Origin of the sequence: Nonomuraea endophytica (assembly GCF_014203235.1) — a bacterium.
In the GTDB taxonomy this organism is placed as follows: Bacteria; Actinomycetota; Actinomycetes; order Streptosporangiales; family Streptosporangiaceae; genus Nonomuraea; species Nonomuraea endophytica.
In genome coordinates this window covers 1-14,125 of record NZ_JACHIN010000019.1, presented here as the reverse complement: position 1 = coordinate 14,125, position 14,125 = coordinate 1, and the positions used below count along the sequence as shown (strand labels likewise).

Below are 14,125 nucleotides of genomic sequence, written 5' to 3'. Positions count from 1 at the left end.
TATGGGGTGTTGGCGCCAAGTCCTGTCAGCGGATACGCCTGGCGGGCCGCCAGGCGGTTCCTATCCGGCGGCGTGCTCGCCCGCCGGTCCCGCTTCGCCGCCGCGCGTGATGTCGCGGTCAAGGTCGAACGGGTCGGCAGGCCCACCGGACGCGTCCAGCGGCCCCTGCGCCAGCCTGGTTACCTCGGGGGGAACCGGCGGCGCGAAGTCGGCCACAAGGCGCAATCCTGTGAGCACGTCGTCGGGTCGAACGGCAGGAGTCATGTGCCGAACAACCATGCGCAGTATGACACACGACTGTCCGGGCACCTGAGCTGCGGTTCTCTCCGTTCCCTCGGAGATCTCAAGCATCAGCACCGCCTCCCGCGCGTCGAAACGGCGGGGGCCCTTCTTCGTGAGGCGCTCCACCTCGACGGTGCCGGCGGCGAGGAACTTCTCCACCGCCACGCCGGCCAGCTCGCGATCCGCGCCGGGCAACCGCAGCTCCCACGTCGAGACCTCCAGGCGATCGGCCAGGCCACCGGAGCGTGCTTCGACCACTTCGAGCACGTCGAGACCGGGTGGCAGCGAAGCGTCCAGGTCGGCGCGGATCCGTCCGGGATCGCACGGCTCCGTGACACCGATCTCAAGGTATTCGGCCTCGCTGGCGACGCCGGTCGGCGCCGCGCCCGCGTAGGAGATCTTGGGGTGGGGCGAGAAGCCCGCGCTGAAGGCAACCGGAATGCCGGCACGGCGAACCGCCCTCTCGACGGCCCGCGAGATGTCGCGGTGGCTGGTGAAGCGCAGGCGGCCGCGCTTGGCGTAGCGGACGCGAAGCCGCTGCACCGTGGGCGCGGGCGGTGGCCCGTCGGGAACAGGTTTCAGAGCGTTGCGTCCTTCCCGTGTCAGAGTTTCCTCCTCACAGGATAAGCCGCCGCGCGCGGAGACTGTACGCGCTGTTCTCTATGCGCGCCGATGTTGGTAGCTCTCCGTTATGGCTTTCGTCCAGAGTTACGGCGAAGCCATCCCCACGCCACCCGCCGACGTGCGCGGGCGCCGATCATGGGGATCGCTTCCCACGTCGGACATGCAGCCCGCCGTCACGGCGAAACCTTGACCAAATCCGTGGCCCGTCCGGTCGCCCGCGCGTGTCGCGTTCACACCACGGTGAGCGGCAGAAGTTTCTTTCCGGTCGGCCCGATCTGGATCTCGGTTCCCATCGTCGGGCAGACGCCGCAGTCGTAGCACGGCGTCCAGCGGCAGTCCTCGACCTCGGTCTCGTTGACCGCCTCCTGCCAGTCCTGCCACAGCCACTCGCGGTCGAGCCCGGCGTCGAGGTGGTCCCACGGCAGGACCTCGTTCTCCTCGCGCTCGCGGGTCGTATACCAGCTGACGTCCACGCCCGCCTTGGCGGCGGCGGCCATCCACCGGTCGTAGGAGAAGTGCTCGCTCCACCCGTCGAAGCGCCCGCCGTCCTCCCAGACGGCCCTGATGACGGCGCCGACCCGGCGGTCGCCACGCGAGAGCAGGCCCTCGACGATGGACGGCTTGCCGTCGTGGTAGCGGAAGCCGATCGCCCGACCGTACTGGCGGTCGTTTCTGACGACGTCGCGCAGCTCCTTGAGCCGCCGGTCGACGGTCTCGTGGTCGGCCTGGGCGGCCCACTGGAACGGCGTGTGCGGCTTGGGCACGAAGCCGCCGATGGAGACGGTGCAGCGGATGTCGCGCGAGCCGGTGGCCTCGCGACCGGCCTGGATCACCTTCTTGGCCAGGTCGGCGATGCCGAGCACGTCCTCGTCCTGCTCGGTGGGCAGCCCGCACATGAAGTAGAGCTTGACCTGCCGCCAGCCCTGCGAGTAGGCGGTGGTGACGGTGCGGATGAGGTCTTCCTCGGTGACCATCTTGTTGATCACCTTGCGCATGCGCTCGGAGCCGCCCTCAGGAGCGAAGGTCAGCCCGGAGCGGCGGCCGTTGCGGGAGAACTCGTTGGCCAGGTCGATGTTGAAGGCGTCGACGCGGGTGGAGGGCAGCGACAGCGAGGTGTTGGTGCCCTCGTAGCGGTCGGCCAGGCCCTTGGCGACCTCGCCGATCTCGGAGTGGTCGGCCGACGACAGCGACAGCAGGCCGACCTCGTTGAAGCCGGACTCCTTGACGCCGTTGTCGACCATGGCGCCGATCGTGGTGATCGAGCGCTCGCGGACCGGACGGGTGATCATGCCGGCCTGGCAGAAGCGGCAGCCGCGCGTGCAGCCGCGGAAGATCTCCACGCTGAACCGCTCGTGGACCGTCTCGGCCAGCGGGACCAGCGGCTTCTTCGGGTAGGGCCACTCGTCGAGGTCCATGACGGTGTGCTTGTGGACGCGCCAGGGCACCTCGGGCCGGTTGGGCGCGACCCGCTTGATGCGGCCGTCGGGGTGGTAGTCCACGTCGTAGAACCTGGGCACGTACACGCCGCCGGACTCGGCCAGGCGCATCAGCAGCTCGTCGCGGCCGCCGGGACTGCCCTCCTGCTTCCACTCGCGGATGACCTCGCTGACGGCGATGGCGATCTGCTCGCCGTCGCCCAGCACGGCCGCGTCGAGGAAGTCGGCGACCGGCTCGGGGTTGAAGGCGGCGTGCCCGCCGGCCAGCACGATCGGGTCGTCCTCGCCGCGCTCTGCCGCCAGCAGCGGAATGCCGGCCAGGTCGAGCGCGGTCAGCATGTTGGTGTAGCCGAGCTCGGTGGAGAAGGAGACGCCGAGCACGTCGAAGGCGCGCACCGGGCGGTGGCCGTCGACGGTGAACTGCGGCACGCCGTGCTCGCGCATCAGCGCCTCAAGGTCGGGCCACACCGAGTAGGTGCGCTCGGCCAGGGTCTGGGGCAGCTCGTTGAGAATCTCGTAGAGGATGGCCACGCCCTGGTTGGGCAGCCCCACCTCATAGGCGTCCGGATACATCAGCGCCCAGCGGACGTCCGCCTCGTCCCAGTCCTTGACCGTCGAGTTGAGCTCACCGCCGACATACTGGATCGGCTTCTGCACTCTGGGCAGCAGCGCTTCCAGGCGTGGGAAAATCGACTCGACAGACATGGGTCCAAGCCTATCCGCGCTCAGACGGTGGCAGGTCCCTGGATGTCGATGTCGTTCCCGCTCATGACGAGGACCCGGTGGTTCTCGTAACAGGTCAGCTCGACAGCGATGACGCCGCTGGCGAGATTGTGCACGGCGACGACGTGGCTGGCGGGGAGCAGGAAGCGGTCCTCGCACTCGTCGCAGTAGGCCACGAACATACTTCTAATTAAACGCCTGTTCCCTGATCCTTATCGCCTGTAGCAGCCCAATTGCGATGAGATTTGCGAACGTCGCGGTGCCGCCGTAGGAGACGAAGGGCAGCGGGAGCCCGGTGATGGGCATGATGCCGACGGTCATCCCGATGTTGACGAAGGTCTGGAAGGCCAGCCAGCACACGATCGTGCCGGCGACCAGCGTCCCGAAACGGTCCTCGCACTGCCGGGCGATCTTCAGCCCGCGGATCAGCACCACGCCGAGCAGCGCCACCACGGTCACCGAGCCGAGGAAGCCGAACTCCTCGCCGGCCACGGTGAAGATGAAGTCGGTGTGCTGCTCGGGCACGAAGCGCCCGGTCGTCTGCCCGCCGTCCAGCAGCCCCTTGCCGTACAACTGGCCGGAGCCGATCGCGATCAGCGCCTGCGTGGAGTTGTAGCCGACGCCGCGCGGGTCCACGCTCGGGTCGAGAAAGGCGGTGAACCGCGCCACCTGGTACGGCTCCAGCAGATCCAGCGCCCACACCGCCACCGCGCCCGCCAGCGAGGTCAGCACGAGCAGGATCATCCACCGCTTGCGCACCCCGGCGATCACCAGCCCGCCCACGGTGATCACCGCCAGCACCAGCGTGGTGCCGAGGTCCGGCTGGAGCATCACAAGACCCATCGAGATCGCCGCCATGACCAGCACGAACACCATGTCCAGCGCCCGCGGCCGATCGGTGCCCTCGGCCGGCTGGGCCAGCAGCATCGACAACATCAGCACCAGCCCGAGCTTGGCGAACTCCGACGGCTGCACCGCGAACCCGCCGCCCAGCATGATCCACGAGTGCGACCCGTTGACCGTGGTGCCGAGCGGCGTGACCACCAGGGCCAGCCCGACGAGCGTCACCAGGTAAACGACCGGCGCGTACGCGCGCAGCAGCCGGTGGTCGATCATCGCCACCGCCCCGCACAGCGCGGCGCCGATGGCCAGGTTCAGCACGTGCTTCTTGACCAGCCCGGTCGAGCCCGGCGCCCACGTGCGCGTGGACGACCACACCAGCAGCGTGCCGATCACGCACAACGCCGCGACCGAGACCAGCAGCACGCCGTCGAGCCGCCACACGGTCGACTGCGCGCCCACGGCGCGGGTGGTGAACGAGCGCCGCCTGGCCAGCAGCGTGCGGTCCGTCATCGGGTGACCGTCCCGTCCCGCGCGATCATCGGCAGCTTGGAGACGGGTTTCCCGTCCGGCAGCGCGGCCGGCTGTTTGATCCCGTAAATGCCCTCATAGATCTCCCGTACGGCCGGCGCCGCCGTGGACCCGCCCATCCCGCCCTGCGAGACCATGGCGACCACCACGAACCGGGGCTTCTCCGTGGGCGCGAACGAGGCGAACCAGGAGGTGTCCTCCTTGCCCCACACCTCCGCGGTGCCGGTCTTGCCGCCGATGCGTACCTGGTCCATGGGGAACCCGCTGAAGGCCCCGGCCGCGGTGCCGTCGGAGGCGACCTGGCTGAGCGCGTTCTTGATGTAGGCGCGCTCCTTCTCGCTGATCGGCAGCTTGCCGGTGACCGGCGGGTCGATGCGCTGGACCAGCGTGCCGTCCGGCCGTACCCTCGCCCAGGCCACCCGCGGACTGCGCAGCTTGCCGTCGCTGACCAGCGCGGCGTAGGCGGCGGCGAGCTGCAGCGGCGTGACCAGCACGTCGCCCTGCCCGATGGAGAAGTTGGCGGCGTCGCCGGGACGCAGCAGGTAGCCCTCGACGCAGTTCTCGTAGGCCAGGCGCTTGAGGAAGGCGGCCCGTGAGGCGCTCTTCACCTCAGGGTAGCCGGTGCGCGAGCGCTTGCAGTTGTCGGCGCTGGTCTGGCCCCAGAGGTCCTTCTTCCAGTCGCGGTCGGGGATGCGCCCGGCCGACTCGCCCGGCAGGTCGATCCCGGTGGGCCTGCCGAAGCCGAAGGCCCTGGCGGTGTTCTCGAAGGGCTGGCGTGGCGGCTTCTTCGGGTGCAGCCCGCCGTCCCTGAGCCACTGCTCGTAGGAGGACTTGTAGAAGATCGTGTCGCAGGACTTGACCAGCGCGGTGTGCAGGCTCAGCGTGCCCAGCCCGATGCCGCGGAAGTTGTTGAACGGCCGGTCGCCCACCATGAACGACCCCGGGCAGCCATAGGTCCCGTTCAGCGGGTAGCCGGAGCGCAGCATCGCCGCCACCGAGGAGACCTTGAACGTCGAGCCGGGCGCGAACGTCCCCTTGATCGCCCGCGATACCAGCGGCCGCCCCGCCTTGTCCGACAGCAGGTCCTGGTACTCCTTCTCGGAGATCCCGCCGGTCCAGATCGCCGGGTTGTAGCCGGGCGCGCTGGCCAGCGCCACCACCCGCCCGGTACGCGCGTCGAGCACCACCCCGGCCGCGCCGTCCGCCTTCGGCGCCCGCTTCATCGCCCCGTCGAGAGCCTTCTCCACGATGGCCTGCACGCGCCCGTCGATGCTGGTGATCAACGTGTCCCCGGAGACCGGCGCCACCTGCTGCTCCACCCCGATGACCTTGCCGAGCCTGTCGACCTGAACCCGCCGCAGCCCCGGCTTGCCCCGCAGCGCCTCGTCGTAGACGGACTCCAGCCCGTCCCGCCCCACCAGATCGACGCCCGAGAAGGCCGCCTTGAGCCCGTCGCGCTTCTCCAGCTCCTCCTGCGTGACCGGCTGCAGATACCCGACGAGCTGCGCCGCCCCCCTGCCGTGCGGATACTCCCTGACCGCCTGCACCTCGGCGGTCACCCCGGGAAACTCCTCCTGCCGCTCCAGAATCTGCAGCGCCTCACGCGTGGTGACCGTCTCGTCGATCGGAATCGGCTGGTACGGCGAGCCCGGCCAGCACGGCCTGGTCACCCCGGGACCGCACGACCGGATCCGCTTCTCCAGCAGCTTGACCGGCCTGCCCAGCACGTCGGCCAGCTTCTCCAGCACCTCCTGCCCGCCCCGCGGCATGCGGGTGAGCGAGGTCCGGTCCACGGAGACGACCAGCGCGGTGCGGTTGCGCACCAGCGGCTGCCCGGCGGCGTCCAGGATCTGCCCCCGCACCGACGGCACCACCACGCCGCGTGTCCTGGTCTCGGCCGCCGCCGAGACGTACTCGATCCCGCGTACCACCTGGACCTGCCACAGGCGCACGGCCAGCACCGCGATCAGCGTGACGACCAGCACGTTCAGCACGACCAGCCGGGTTCTCATCCTGTTCATACCGCATACCTCGGCTGCTTCCCCCGGGTCACCGCCCAGATCACCACCGGCGCCGCGACCAGCGTGTAGACCACCGTGACCGGCGCCTTGACGGCCACCGCCGCCAGCGTCACCCCCTGCTCGCCGACCAGCCCGCCGACCACCGCCGCGAGCAGCGGCGCGGCCAGGATGCAGGCCACCACCGTCGGCACCACGCCGCCCAGCCCGCGCCCCGCCAGGAACCCGACGACCGTGAGCACGAACGCGTACTCCCCCGCCACGTGCGCCGTCGGCGGCACCACATCAACCAGCAGCCCCGAGCAGAACCCGATCGCCGCCCCCATCGCGGGCCCGCGCATCATGGCCACTCCGACCACCGCCAGCAGCACCAGGTCGGGCATCCCGCCGCCGGGCAGCGGCAGCCGGTTGACCAGGATGAGCTGCAGCAGCACCGCCACCACGACGACCAGGGCCGGAATCATCGCGCGCTCGCCCTCGCCGGCAGGACCGCGTCGCGCGGGTCCCGCTTGGGCGCCTGGACCACCACCCCGACCACGTCCAGCGCGGTCAGATCGGCATACGGACGCGCGTACGCGATGCGCGTCAGCTCACCCGGCGTCGCCTCGACCCGCTCGATCACCCCGACGGGCACCCCCGGCACGTACGGCATGCCGCGCTGCGACCCGAAGCTGACCAGCCGGGCGCCCCGGTTGATCGGCGCGGTCGAGTCGAGCAGCCGGAAGCGCACCAGCCGCCCGTTCTCCCCCACACCGTGCACGACGCCGATCTCGTTGCCGCCCTCCATCCGCGCGCCCGTGGCCGAGGCGGGATCGCTGAGCAGCACCACCGTGGAGGTGGTCGCCGCCGCCCTGATCACCCTGCCGACCAGTCCGTCGGCGTTGAGCACGGTCATCTCGGCGCGTACGCCGTCGTCGGTGCCGGCGTCGATCTCCACGGCCTCCTCGAACCCCGGCTGCCCGCGCCTGGCGACGACATTGGCGGTGACCACCTTGTAGCCGCCCGTCCCGGCCAGCCCCAGCATCCGCCTGAGCTCCGCCGAGCGCGTGGCGTCGAGCCGCCCGGCCGCGATCTGGGCGCGCAGGCGCGCGTTGTCGGCCTTGAGCCGCTCGATGTCCGCCTGGGCACCCGGGGCGTTGGCGAGAGCCCCGAAGAACCCGGTCACCGGGCTGGCCAGCGTGGTAGCGGCCTGCTCAGCGGTGCCGAAGGCCCAGGATCCCGCCGACCTGAGCGCCGTGAACGGCGAACCGTCCCCGGTGCGGTGGTCGACCGTCACCAGCACGAGCGCCGCCGTCAGCAGCAGACCTAGGATGAGCCGGGCGCGGCGCGTGTCCTTCATCAGTGCCGCGACTCCGGAACGAGCACCTGCTGGAGCGCCTCGAACTCCTCGACGCACTTGCCGGAGCCGAGCGCGACCGAGTCGAGCGCGTTCTCCACCAGATGGACGGGCATGCCGGTCTCCGCCTTGATCCGCTCGTCCATCCCCTTGAGCAGGGCCCCGCCGCCGGTGAGCGCGATGCCGCGATCCATGAGATCGCCGGACAGCTCGGGCGGGCACTTGTCGAGCGTCGTCTTCACCGCGTCCACGATCGCGTTGACCGGCTCCTCGGTGGCCTTCCTGATCTCCTCCGCCGACACCACGATCGTCTTCGGCAACCCGCTCACCAGATCGCGCCCCCGGATCTCCGCATGGCACTCGTCCGAGGTGGGGCACGCCGACCCGATCGCCATCTTGATCTCCTCGGCGGTGCGCTCACCGAGCATCAGCGAGAACTCCTTCTTCGCGAAGGTGATCACCGCCTGGTCGAGCTCGTCACCGCCCACCCTGATCGACTGGCTGGTCACGACCCCGCCCATCGAGATGATGGCCACCTCGGTCGTGCCGCCGCCGATGTCGACGACCATGTTCCCCGTCGGCTCATGAACCGGCAGCCCGGCGCCGATCGCGGCGGCCATGGGCTCCTCGACGATGTAGACCTTCCGCGCCCCCGCCTGATAGCCCGCCTCTTTCACCGCCCGCTGCTCGACCCCGGTGATGCCGCTGGGCACCGCGATGATGATGCGCGGCTTGGCGAAGTGGCGGCGCTTGTGCACGCGCTGGATGAAGTAGCGCAGCATGCGCTCGGTGACGTCGAAGTCGGCGATCACGCCGTCCTTGAGCGGGCGCACCGCGACGATGTTGCCGGGCGTCCGCCCGATCATGCGCTTGGCCTCGATGCCCACCGCGACGATCTTGCCGGTAGCCGTGTTGATGGCCACGACGGACGGCTCGTTGAGCACGATGCCTCGGCCACGCACGTAGACCAACGTGTTGGCGGTGCCGAGGTCGACCGCCATGTCGCGGCCGAGAAAGGCGAGCTTGCTGCCCATGGGGAACGGAGCCTTCCGTAACGTCCTTCACTGATGACTACGGATCGCATTCGAATCGTAACGTGACGTACCCACCAGTGAGCACGATGAGCACCACCGTCCCAGAAAAATCTTGCGTACCTCCGGTATCGCCCTCTTTACCCCATCAGCCCTCGATCACCCCCACCCCAAGCCCGCCATAGCCAGCTATAACCCCCTTTTGACACCCCCTCCCCACAACCCTGAGAGCTGGCGCCTGGGGTGTGCGCTCAGCCCTGCCCTGTCCACGCCCCAGGAGCGCTTTCAGGCGCCGCGCGGCGGGACGTGATGGGCAGGGGACCCGGCGCCCCTCTGCGGCGCTCAGCCAGGCCACGGCGTCCGGCCAGGCGTACCTTGTGGCGGCGAGCAGCCCGTCCGACTGCCGGCCGCTCGGAAGAGGCCGCCGGCCCACGACGGCGGTCGGCGGTAGGGCGGCTTGCCGTAACCCCAAAGCAGCCCGATAGCCACAACCCCACGCCTAAGCAGAAGGCCCCCGGAAAGACGAAAGCGCCCGCACAGACAAAGCCGTGCGGGCGCAAACGAGCCGGGACCCGAAACAGGGCCCCGAGCAAGAATTAGAAGCGGTCCGGGAAGAAGATCTTGATCTCCCGGGCGGCCGAGTCCGGCGAGTCGGAGCCGTGGACGACGTTCTCGCCGATCTCCAGCGCGTGGTCGCCGCGGATCGTGCCAGGAGCGGACTTGACCGGGTCGGTCAGCCCGGCCAGCGCCCGGAACGCCTCGACCGCACGCGGCCCCTCCAGCACCAGCGCCACGAGCGGCGCCGAGGTGATGAACTCCACCAGCTCGCCGAAGAACGGCCGCTCGGAGTGCTCGGCGTAGTGGGCCTTGGCGGTGTCGACGTCGAGCGTGCGCAGGTCCATGGCGACGACCTTGAGGCCCTTGCGCTCCACGCGGGCGATCACGTCACCGATGAGGCCACGCTTCACCCCGTCAGGCTTGATCAGGACAAGAGTGCGCTCGGACACGTGAGGTTCTCCTTTGAACGGATTTGTGGGGGCGAGAATCAGCTTTCGCTCCGCCAGTCCGCACCACGAGACGGTATCCGTCCTCGCGTGGCGGCGACGCGGCACAGCTTACCGTCCCACGGCGGTTCCCCTGCTCTCGCGGCACTCAGGGCCGCTCATTGTCCTCGGGCGACTGCGCGGGCGGCGGCACGGCGGGCGACGGCCCATCGTGCTCACCGGCCACCCGAGCGGGATCGGCCGTCTCCGGCGAGTCCCCGTTGACCGGCGTGGGCAGCACGACACGAGGGATCTCCCCAGTGGGCCGATCCCCCTCATCCAGCACACCCTCATCCTCCAGAGCCTCCACGACGTCAGCCGGCGCATCCCCGACGCCGCCCGAGTCGCCTCGCTCCTCCTCAGCAGCACCCTCGTCACCCGGCTCCGCCCCAGCGGCGTCCGCCTCGCCCCGCTCCGCCCCGGTCTCTTCCGGGCCCGCCTCAGCGGCATCCGCGCCCGCCACCACGAAAGCCCTAACGTCCGACCGCACCTCAACCTTTGAGACCTCGCCAGAAGCCTCCGGACCATCCGGTACGGCACCGCCCGCCGAAGCCCCGTCGCCCTCCTCAACAGCCCCGCCCGACCGCCGGGCCAGCAAAGCACCCAGCACGATCACCGCCACCGTCAGGAACCCGCCGATCAGCGCCCACGTGTGCAACGCCTCGACGAACGCGTCCACGATCCCCTGGGCCGACCGCTGCCCGCGCAGCATCATGACCTGAACGCCGGTCCCGAGCAGGTACCCGGACAGCACCCCGGGAAAGCACAACGCCAGCCCGAACAGCGCCACACCCACACTCGTCTGCCGGAGCGCCGCGGTGAGCGCCACCGCGGCGCCGACGGCCATGAAGGTGAACGGCACCACCAGCACCGTCCCGTCCGCCGCCGGCACCATCAGCCGCACCGCGGCCAGCCCCAGCACGACCAGCAGCAACCCGGCGGGCGCCAGCCACCGCACAGCGGACCCGCCGAACAACGCCACTGCGGCCCCGGCCACGACCGTCAGCACCGCCGCCACCACGAACGGCAGCCACAGCCCCTTCAGCCCGGGCCCGCCGAGCCCGCCCATCTCCACATAAGTCACCTGCGCCACGGTCGGCAGCAGCACGACCCCGATCGCGACGAACGTGTAGGCCAGCGTCCGGCTCTCACTGGTGCCGATCGTCGCCAGGGCCAGCAGCGCCGCGATGGACAGCACGGCGACCAGCACCACCAGCCCGGCCTTCCAGTCCTGGCTGGCCGTACTGATGGCGAGAACCGCGATGCCCGCGGCGGGAACCGCCGCCAGCAGCAACCGGCTACGTTCCCTGGCCCGAGGCGTCGGCGACGCGCTCTCCCCCTGCAGCAACCACACCAGCAGGTACGCCGCAGCGAGAGCCAGCGCGATCCCGGTCAGCAGCGGGTACGGCTGAAGCGTGACCTGCCAGCGGTCGACCTGGTGCAGCGGCCACAGCGCGAGCGCCTGGGCTGCCAGGAGGCTGACGGCCAGCATGCCGGCCCACACGGCGCGTATCACCGGCGGACGTCCCCAGGCGGCCACCAGCGTGGCGGGGAGCAGCACGCCGGCGCCGACACCGTGGAGCACGCGCAGCGCGCCCACCATGAACGTGGTGCCCGCATAGCCGCCGGCCGCGTCGGCCACGGCCAGCAGGGCGAGCCCGGCGACCAGCACGTACGTGACCCGCAGGCGGCGCAGCACCACGGCGGCCAGCGGGACGGTCAGCATCATCGCCGGAAGGGCGAGCCCGTGCGCGCGCATCAGCCCGACCCGGTCGATCTCCGCCGGCAGCAGATCGGCGACGACGGAGACGGTGTTGGGGATCGCGATGATCGCCAGCGGCAGCGCCGCCACGATGAGCAGCCCGAGCACGAGATCGAGCAACCACGGGAACTTCGCGCCTGCGGTGGGCCCGGCGGCAGCCGCGTTCGGGGACCGCTGGATTGGGGGGACGGCCATGTAGGCCGACTTTAGCGGGAAGTCACGCCCTCGACACGGCGAGCGACGAATATCGCGGTGATCCACAGAGCCGCGAAGATCGCGCCGAGGAAGAACATCATGGACACGAGGAACCCCGTGGCGATCGCCAAGACCTGCACCAGGCTACCGACCACGTACCCGACAGGCCGCTTGAGCAGCCCGATCGCCACGATGCACAGCACCGCCAGCCCCAGCCCGGCCACCATGGCCAGCGCCGGAGTGACACCACTCACCGTAATCGCCACGGGCGTAATCAGCCCGGCCATGATCGCTTCCATCCCGAGCACACTGGCACCCAGCCTGCGCATGCCCGGCGTCACGACGAAACTCACCTCAAACCCCTCTCACCCCACCACAGGGTACGGCCCCCGCCACCGGAAGCCGCAGGCCCGGTCACGAACCGTCCACCTTCAGCAGGTACCGCGCGTCACCAGCCGTGATCACCGAACCCGTGATCAGCACCCCGGTCCCGCTGAACTCACCCTCCGCGTCCGCGATCCCGATCCCGCGGTCGATGGCCTCGTCGAGCCGCTCCACCACATGCACCCGATCCGCACCGAAGTACCCCTCGGCCAGCTCCCCCAGCTCCTCCGGAGCCATGGACCGCGGCGAGGAGTTGCGGGTCACGATGATCTCGTCCAGCACCGGTTCCAGGAGGTCCAGGATCGTGGCGACGTCCTTGTCCCGCATGACCGCGACGACCCCGATCACCTTGGCGAAGTCGAACGCCTCGTGCAGCCCGTCAAGCGTGGCCTGCATGCCACCCGGATTGTGCGCCGCGTCGATGACAACAGTCGGATCCCGACGCACCACTTCAAGCCGCCCAGGAGACGTCACCTGAGCGAACGCCTGCCGTACGAGCTCGATGCCAAGCGGATCGTCCCCCGCCGTCAGCGCCTCAACAGCCGCCAGCGAGGTGACGGCGTTGCCGGCCTGATGAGCCCCATAAAGCGGAAGATACACATCTTCGTACATCCCCTTGAGCCCGCGCAGGGTGAGCAGCTGCCCGCCCATGGCGATCTCCCGGTTGAGCACCCCGAACTCGAGCCCCTCCCGCGCGACCACGGCCCCCACCTCAGCGGCCCGCCGCACCAACACCTCAGCCGCCTCAAGCTCCTGCTGCGCGAGCACAGTAGTGGAGCCCGCCTTGATAATCCCCGCCTTCTCCCCAGCGATGGACGGAATATCCGGCCCCAGCCGCTCGGTGTGGTCCAGCGAGATAGGCGTGATGATGTTCACCTGCCCGTCGACGACGTTGGTGGCATCCCACGTGCCACCCATCCCCGTCTCGACAACCGCCACATCCACCGGAGTGTCGGCAAACGCCGCGAACGCCATGGCCGTCAGCAACTCAAAGAACTGAATCCGCCGCCCCGTAGTGTCATTCAACTCCACATAGGGCGCGATCTCCTCATAAACCTCAGCGAACCGCTCCTCACTCAACGGCACGCCATCCACGCAGATCCGCTCACGCATCGACACCAGGTGCGGACTCGTGAACCTCCCCACCCGAAGGTTCCGCTCCCGCAACAGCGCCTCAACCATCCGCGCCGTGCTGGTCTTTCCGTTGGTGCCGGCAATGTGCACGACAGGGTACGCCCGCTGGGGCGAGCCGAGCAGATCCAAGAGAGCCGCGATCCGGTCCAGGGTCGGCTCGAACTTCCACTCGACGCCCCGCTCCAAGATCGCACGTTCAACCGCACGATAGTCCACCCCCCAACCCTACTGACCACCCCCACCCCCCAAACCACTGACCAGCCAACCACCCCCGCACCGCCACCGAAACGCCCACCACACCAACACAAGCCACGCACCGACACACAAAACCCGGACGCCGCACACGTTGCGCCGCTCACGTCCGCGGGGTCCTCGCCGTACCGGCGCCAGACAAGCGTGGTGTGCGCAGACAAGCGTGGGCGTGTGCGCGGGAAGGTGGAGCCCACCTGAGCCGCCGTATGGGCCGCCGTGCGCGTTGCGCCGTTCACGCCCGCCCGGGTCCTCACCGCACCGGCGCCACGAGCGTAGGTGTGTGCGAGGGTTGTACACCCCGCTTGGGCCGTGTGGTGGAGATGGGCCGTGCGGCAGAGGCACGTGTGTGGAGGCCGGCGCGCTGGCAGCAACATCACGTGCCTTGGCCCGCAACGCAAAAAGAGGGGCCGTCCCGCGCGATGGCCGGGGCAGCCCCTTCGGAACGCGAAAAAGGGGTCCGACCAGTGGTCGGACCCCTTCTCCATGAAATATTGTGCGGCGGTGACCTACTCTCCCACACCCTCCCGAGTGCAG

12 protein-coding genes are annotated in these 14,125 nt (G+C 69.8%); all 12 read right to left on the bottom strand.

The annotated features are described in order from the left end of the window. Positions 1 to 60: 60 nt before the first annotated feature. The 12 genes from HNR40_RS45625 to HNR40_RS45570 all read right to left on the bottom strand — a co-directional run bounded on the left by HNR40_RS45625 (position 61) and on the right by HNR40_RS45570 (position 13,555). Positions 61 to 825, bottom strand: coding sequence for a TIGR03936 family radical SAM-associated protein (locus HNR40_RS45625; protein WP_184973136.1), 765 nt, complete (start codon positions 823 to 825; stop codon positions 61 to 63). Between the two features lie 311 nt (positions 826 to 1,136). Continuing rightward, positions 1,137 to 3,047, bottom strand: a complete 1,911-nt coding sequence (locus HNR40_RS45620; RefSeq protein ID WP_184973134.1) for a TIGR03960 family B12-binding radical SAM protein — start codon at positions 3,045 to 3,047, stop codon at positions 1,137 to 1,139. Between the two features lie 20 nt (positions 3,048 to 3,067). Beyond that, the gene (locus tag HNR40_RS45615; RefSeq protein ID WP_184973132.1) at positions 3,068 to 3,247 is read right to left on the bottom strand and encodes a hypothetical protein; all 180 of its coding nucleotides are present in this window, start codon (positions 3,245 to 3,247) and stop codon (positions 3,068 to 3,070) included. A gap of 4 nt (positions 3,248 to 3,251) precedes the next feature. Further along, entirely contained in the window at positions 3,252 to 4,418 is a 1,167-nt protein-coding gene (gene rodA / locus HNR40_RS45610; protein ID WP_184973131.1) for a rod shape-determining protein RodA, read from the bottom strand. Continuing rightward, positions 4,415 to 6,457, bottom strand: coding sequence for a penicillin-binding protein 2 (mrdA, locus tag HNR40_RS45605; protein WP_184973129.1), 2,043 nt, complete (start codon positions 6,455 to 6,457; stop codon positions 4,415 to 4,417). Before mrdA ends, rodA begins: the two co-directional genes overlap by 4 nt. Then, entirely contained in the window at positions 6,454 to 6,918 is a 465-nt protein-coding gene (mreD, locus tag HNR40_RS45600; RefSeq protein WP_184973127.1) for a rod shape-determining protein MreD, read from the bottom strand. Before mreD ends, mrdA begins: the two co-directional genes overlap by 4 nt. Then, on the bottom strand, positions 6,915 to 7,793 hold the full coding sequence (mreC, locus tag HNR40_RS45595; RefSeq protein WP_184973125.1) for a rod shape-determining protein MreC: 879 nt from the start codon (positions 7,791 to 7,793) through the stop codon (positions 6,915 to 6,917). Before mreC ends, mreD begins: the two co-directional genes overlap by 4 nt. Next, entirely contained in the window at positions 7,793 to 8,824 is a 1,032-nt protein-coding gene (locus HNR40_RS45590) for a rod shape-determining protein (protein ID WP_184973123.1), read from the bottom strand. The genes mreC and HNR40_RS45590 overlap by 1 nt, the downstream gene beginning before the upstream one ends. Positions 8,825 to 9,417: 593 nt before the next feature. After that, positions 9,418 to 9,828 carry a nucleoside-diphosphate kinase gene (ndk, locus tag HNR40_RS45585; protein ID WP_184973121.1) on the bottom strand — a complete coding sequence of 137 codons (411 nt, stop codon included), beginning with the start codon at positions 9,826 to 9,828 and terminating at the stop codon, positions 9,418 to 9,420. A gap of 145 nt (positions 9,829 to 9,973) precedes the next feature. Continuing rightward, on the bottom strand, positions 9,974 to 11,821 hold the full coding sequence (locus HNR40_RS45580; RefSeq protein ID WP_184973119.1) for an ICP22 family protein: 1,848 nt from the start codon (positions 11,819 to 11,821) through the stop codon (positions 9,974 to 9,976). Positions 11,822 to 11,832: 11 nt separating this feature from the next. Next, positions 11,833 to 12,174 (bottom strand): DUF4233 domain-containing protein, encoded by a 342-nt coding sequence (locus tag HNR40_RS45575; protein ID WP_312896778.1) that lies wholly within the window; start codon positions 12,172 to 12,174, stop codon positions 11,833 to 11,835. 61 nt (positions 12,175 to 12,235) lie between these two features. After that, positions 12,236 to 13,555: a bifunctional folylpolyglutamate synthase/dihydrofolate synthase gene (locus HNR40_RS45570; RefSeq protein WP_184973117.1), complete on the bottom strand. Its 1,320-nt coding sequence runs from the start codon at positions 13,553 to 13,555 to the stop codon at positions 12,236 to 12,238. Positions 13,556 to 14,125 lie beyond the last annotated feature (570 nt).

What these genes read in the sequence shown, in the direction of transcription:
- HNR40_RS45620 (WP_184973134.1), bottom strand. Translation starts at nt 3,047, where the DNA reads ATGTCTGTCGAGTCGATTTTCCCACGCCTGGAAGCGCTGCTGCCCAGA.
- HNR40_RS45615 (WP_184973132.1), bottom strand. Translation starts at nt 3,247, where the DNA reads ATGTTCGTGGCCTACTGCGACGAGTGCGAGGACCGCTTCCTGCTCCCC.
- rodA (WP_184973131.1), bottom strand. Translation starts at nt 4,418, where the DNA reads ATGACGGACCGCACGCTGCTGGCCAGGCGGCGCTCGTTCACCACCCGC.
- mrdA (WP_184973129.1), bottom strand. Translation starts at nt 6,457, where the DNA reads ATGAACAGGATGAGAACCCGGCTGGTCGTGCTGAACGTGCTGGTCGTC.
- mreD (WP_184973127.1), bottom strand. Translation starts at nt 6,918, where the DNA reads ATGATTCCGGCCCTGGTCGTCGTGGTGGCGGTGCTGCTGCAGCTCATC.
- mreC (WP_184973125.1), bottom strand. Translation starts at nt 7,793, where the DNA reads ATGAAGGACACGCGCCGCGCCCGGCTCATCCTAGGTCTGCTGCTGACG.
- HNR40_RS45590 (WP_184973123.1), bottom strand. Translation starts at nt 8,824, where the DNA reads ATGGGCAGCAAGCTCGCCTTTCTCGGCCGCGACATGGCGGTCGACCTC.
- HNR40_RS45580 (WP_184973119.1), bottom strand. Translation starts at nt 11,821, where the DNA reads ATGGCCGTCCCCCCAATCCAGCGGTCCCCGAACGCGGCTGCCGCCGGG.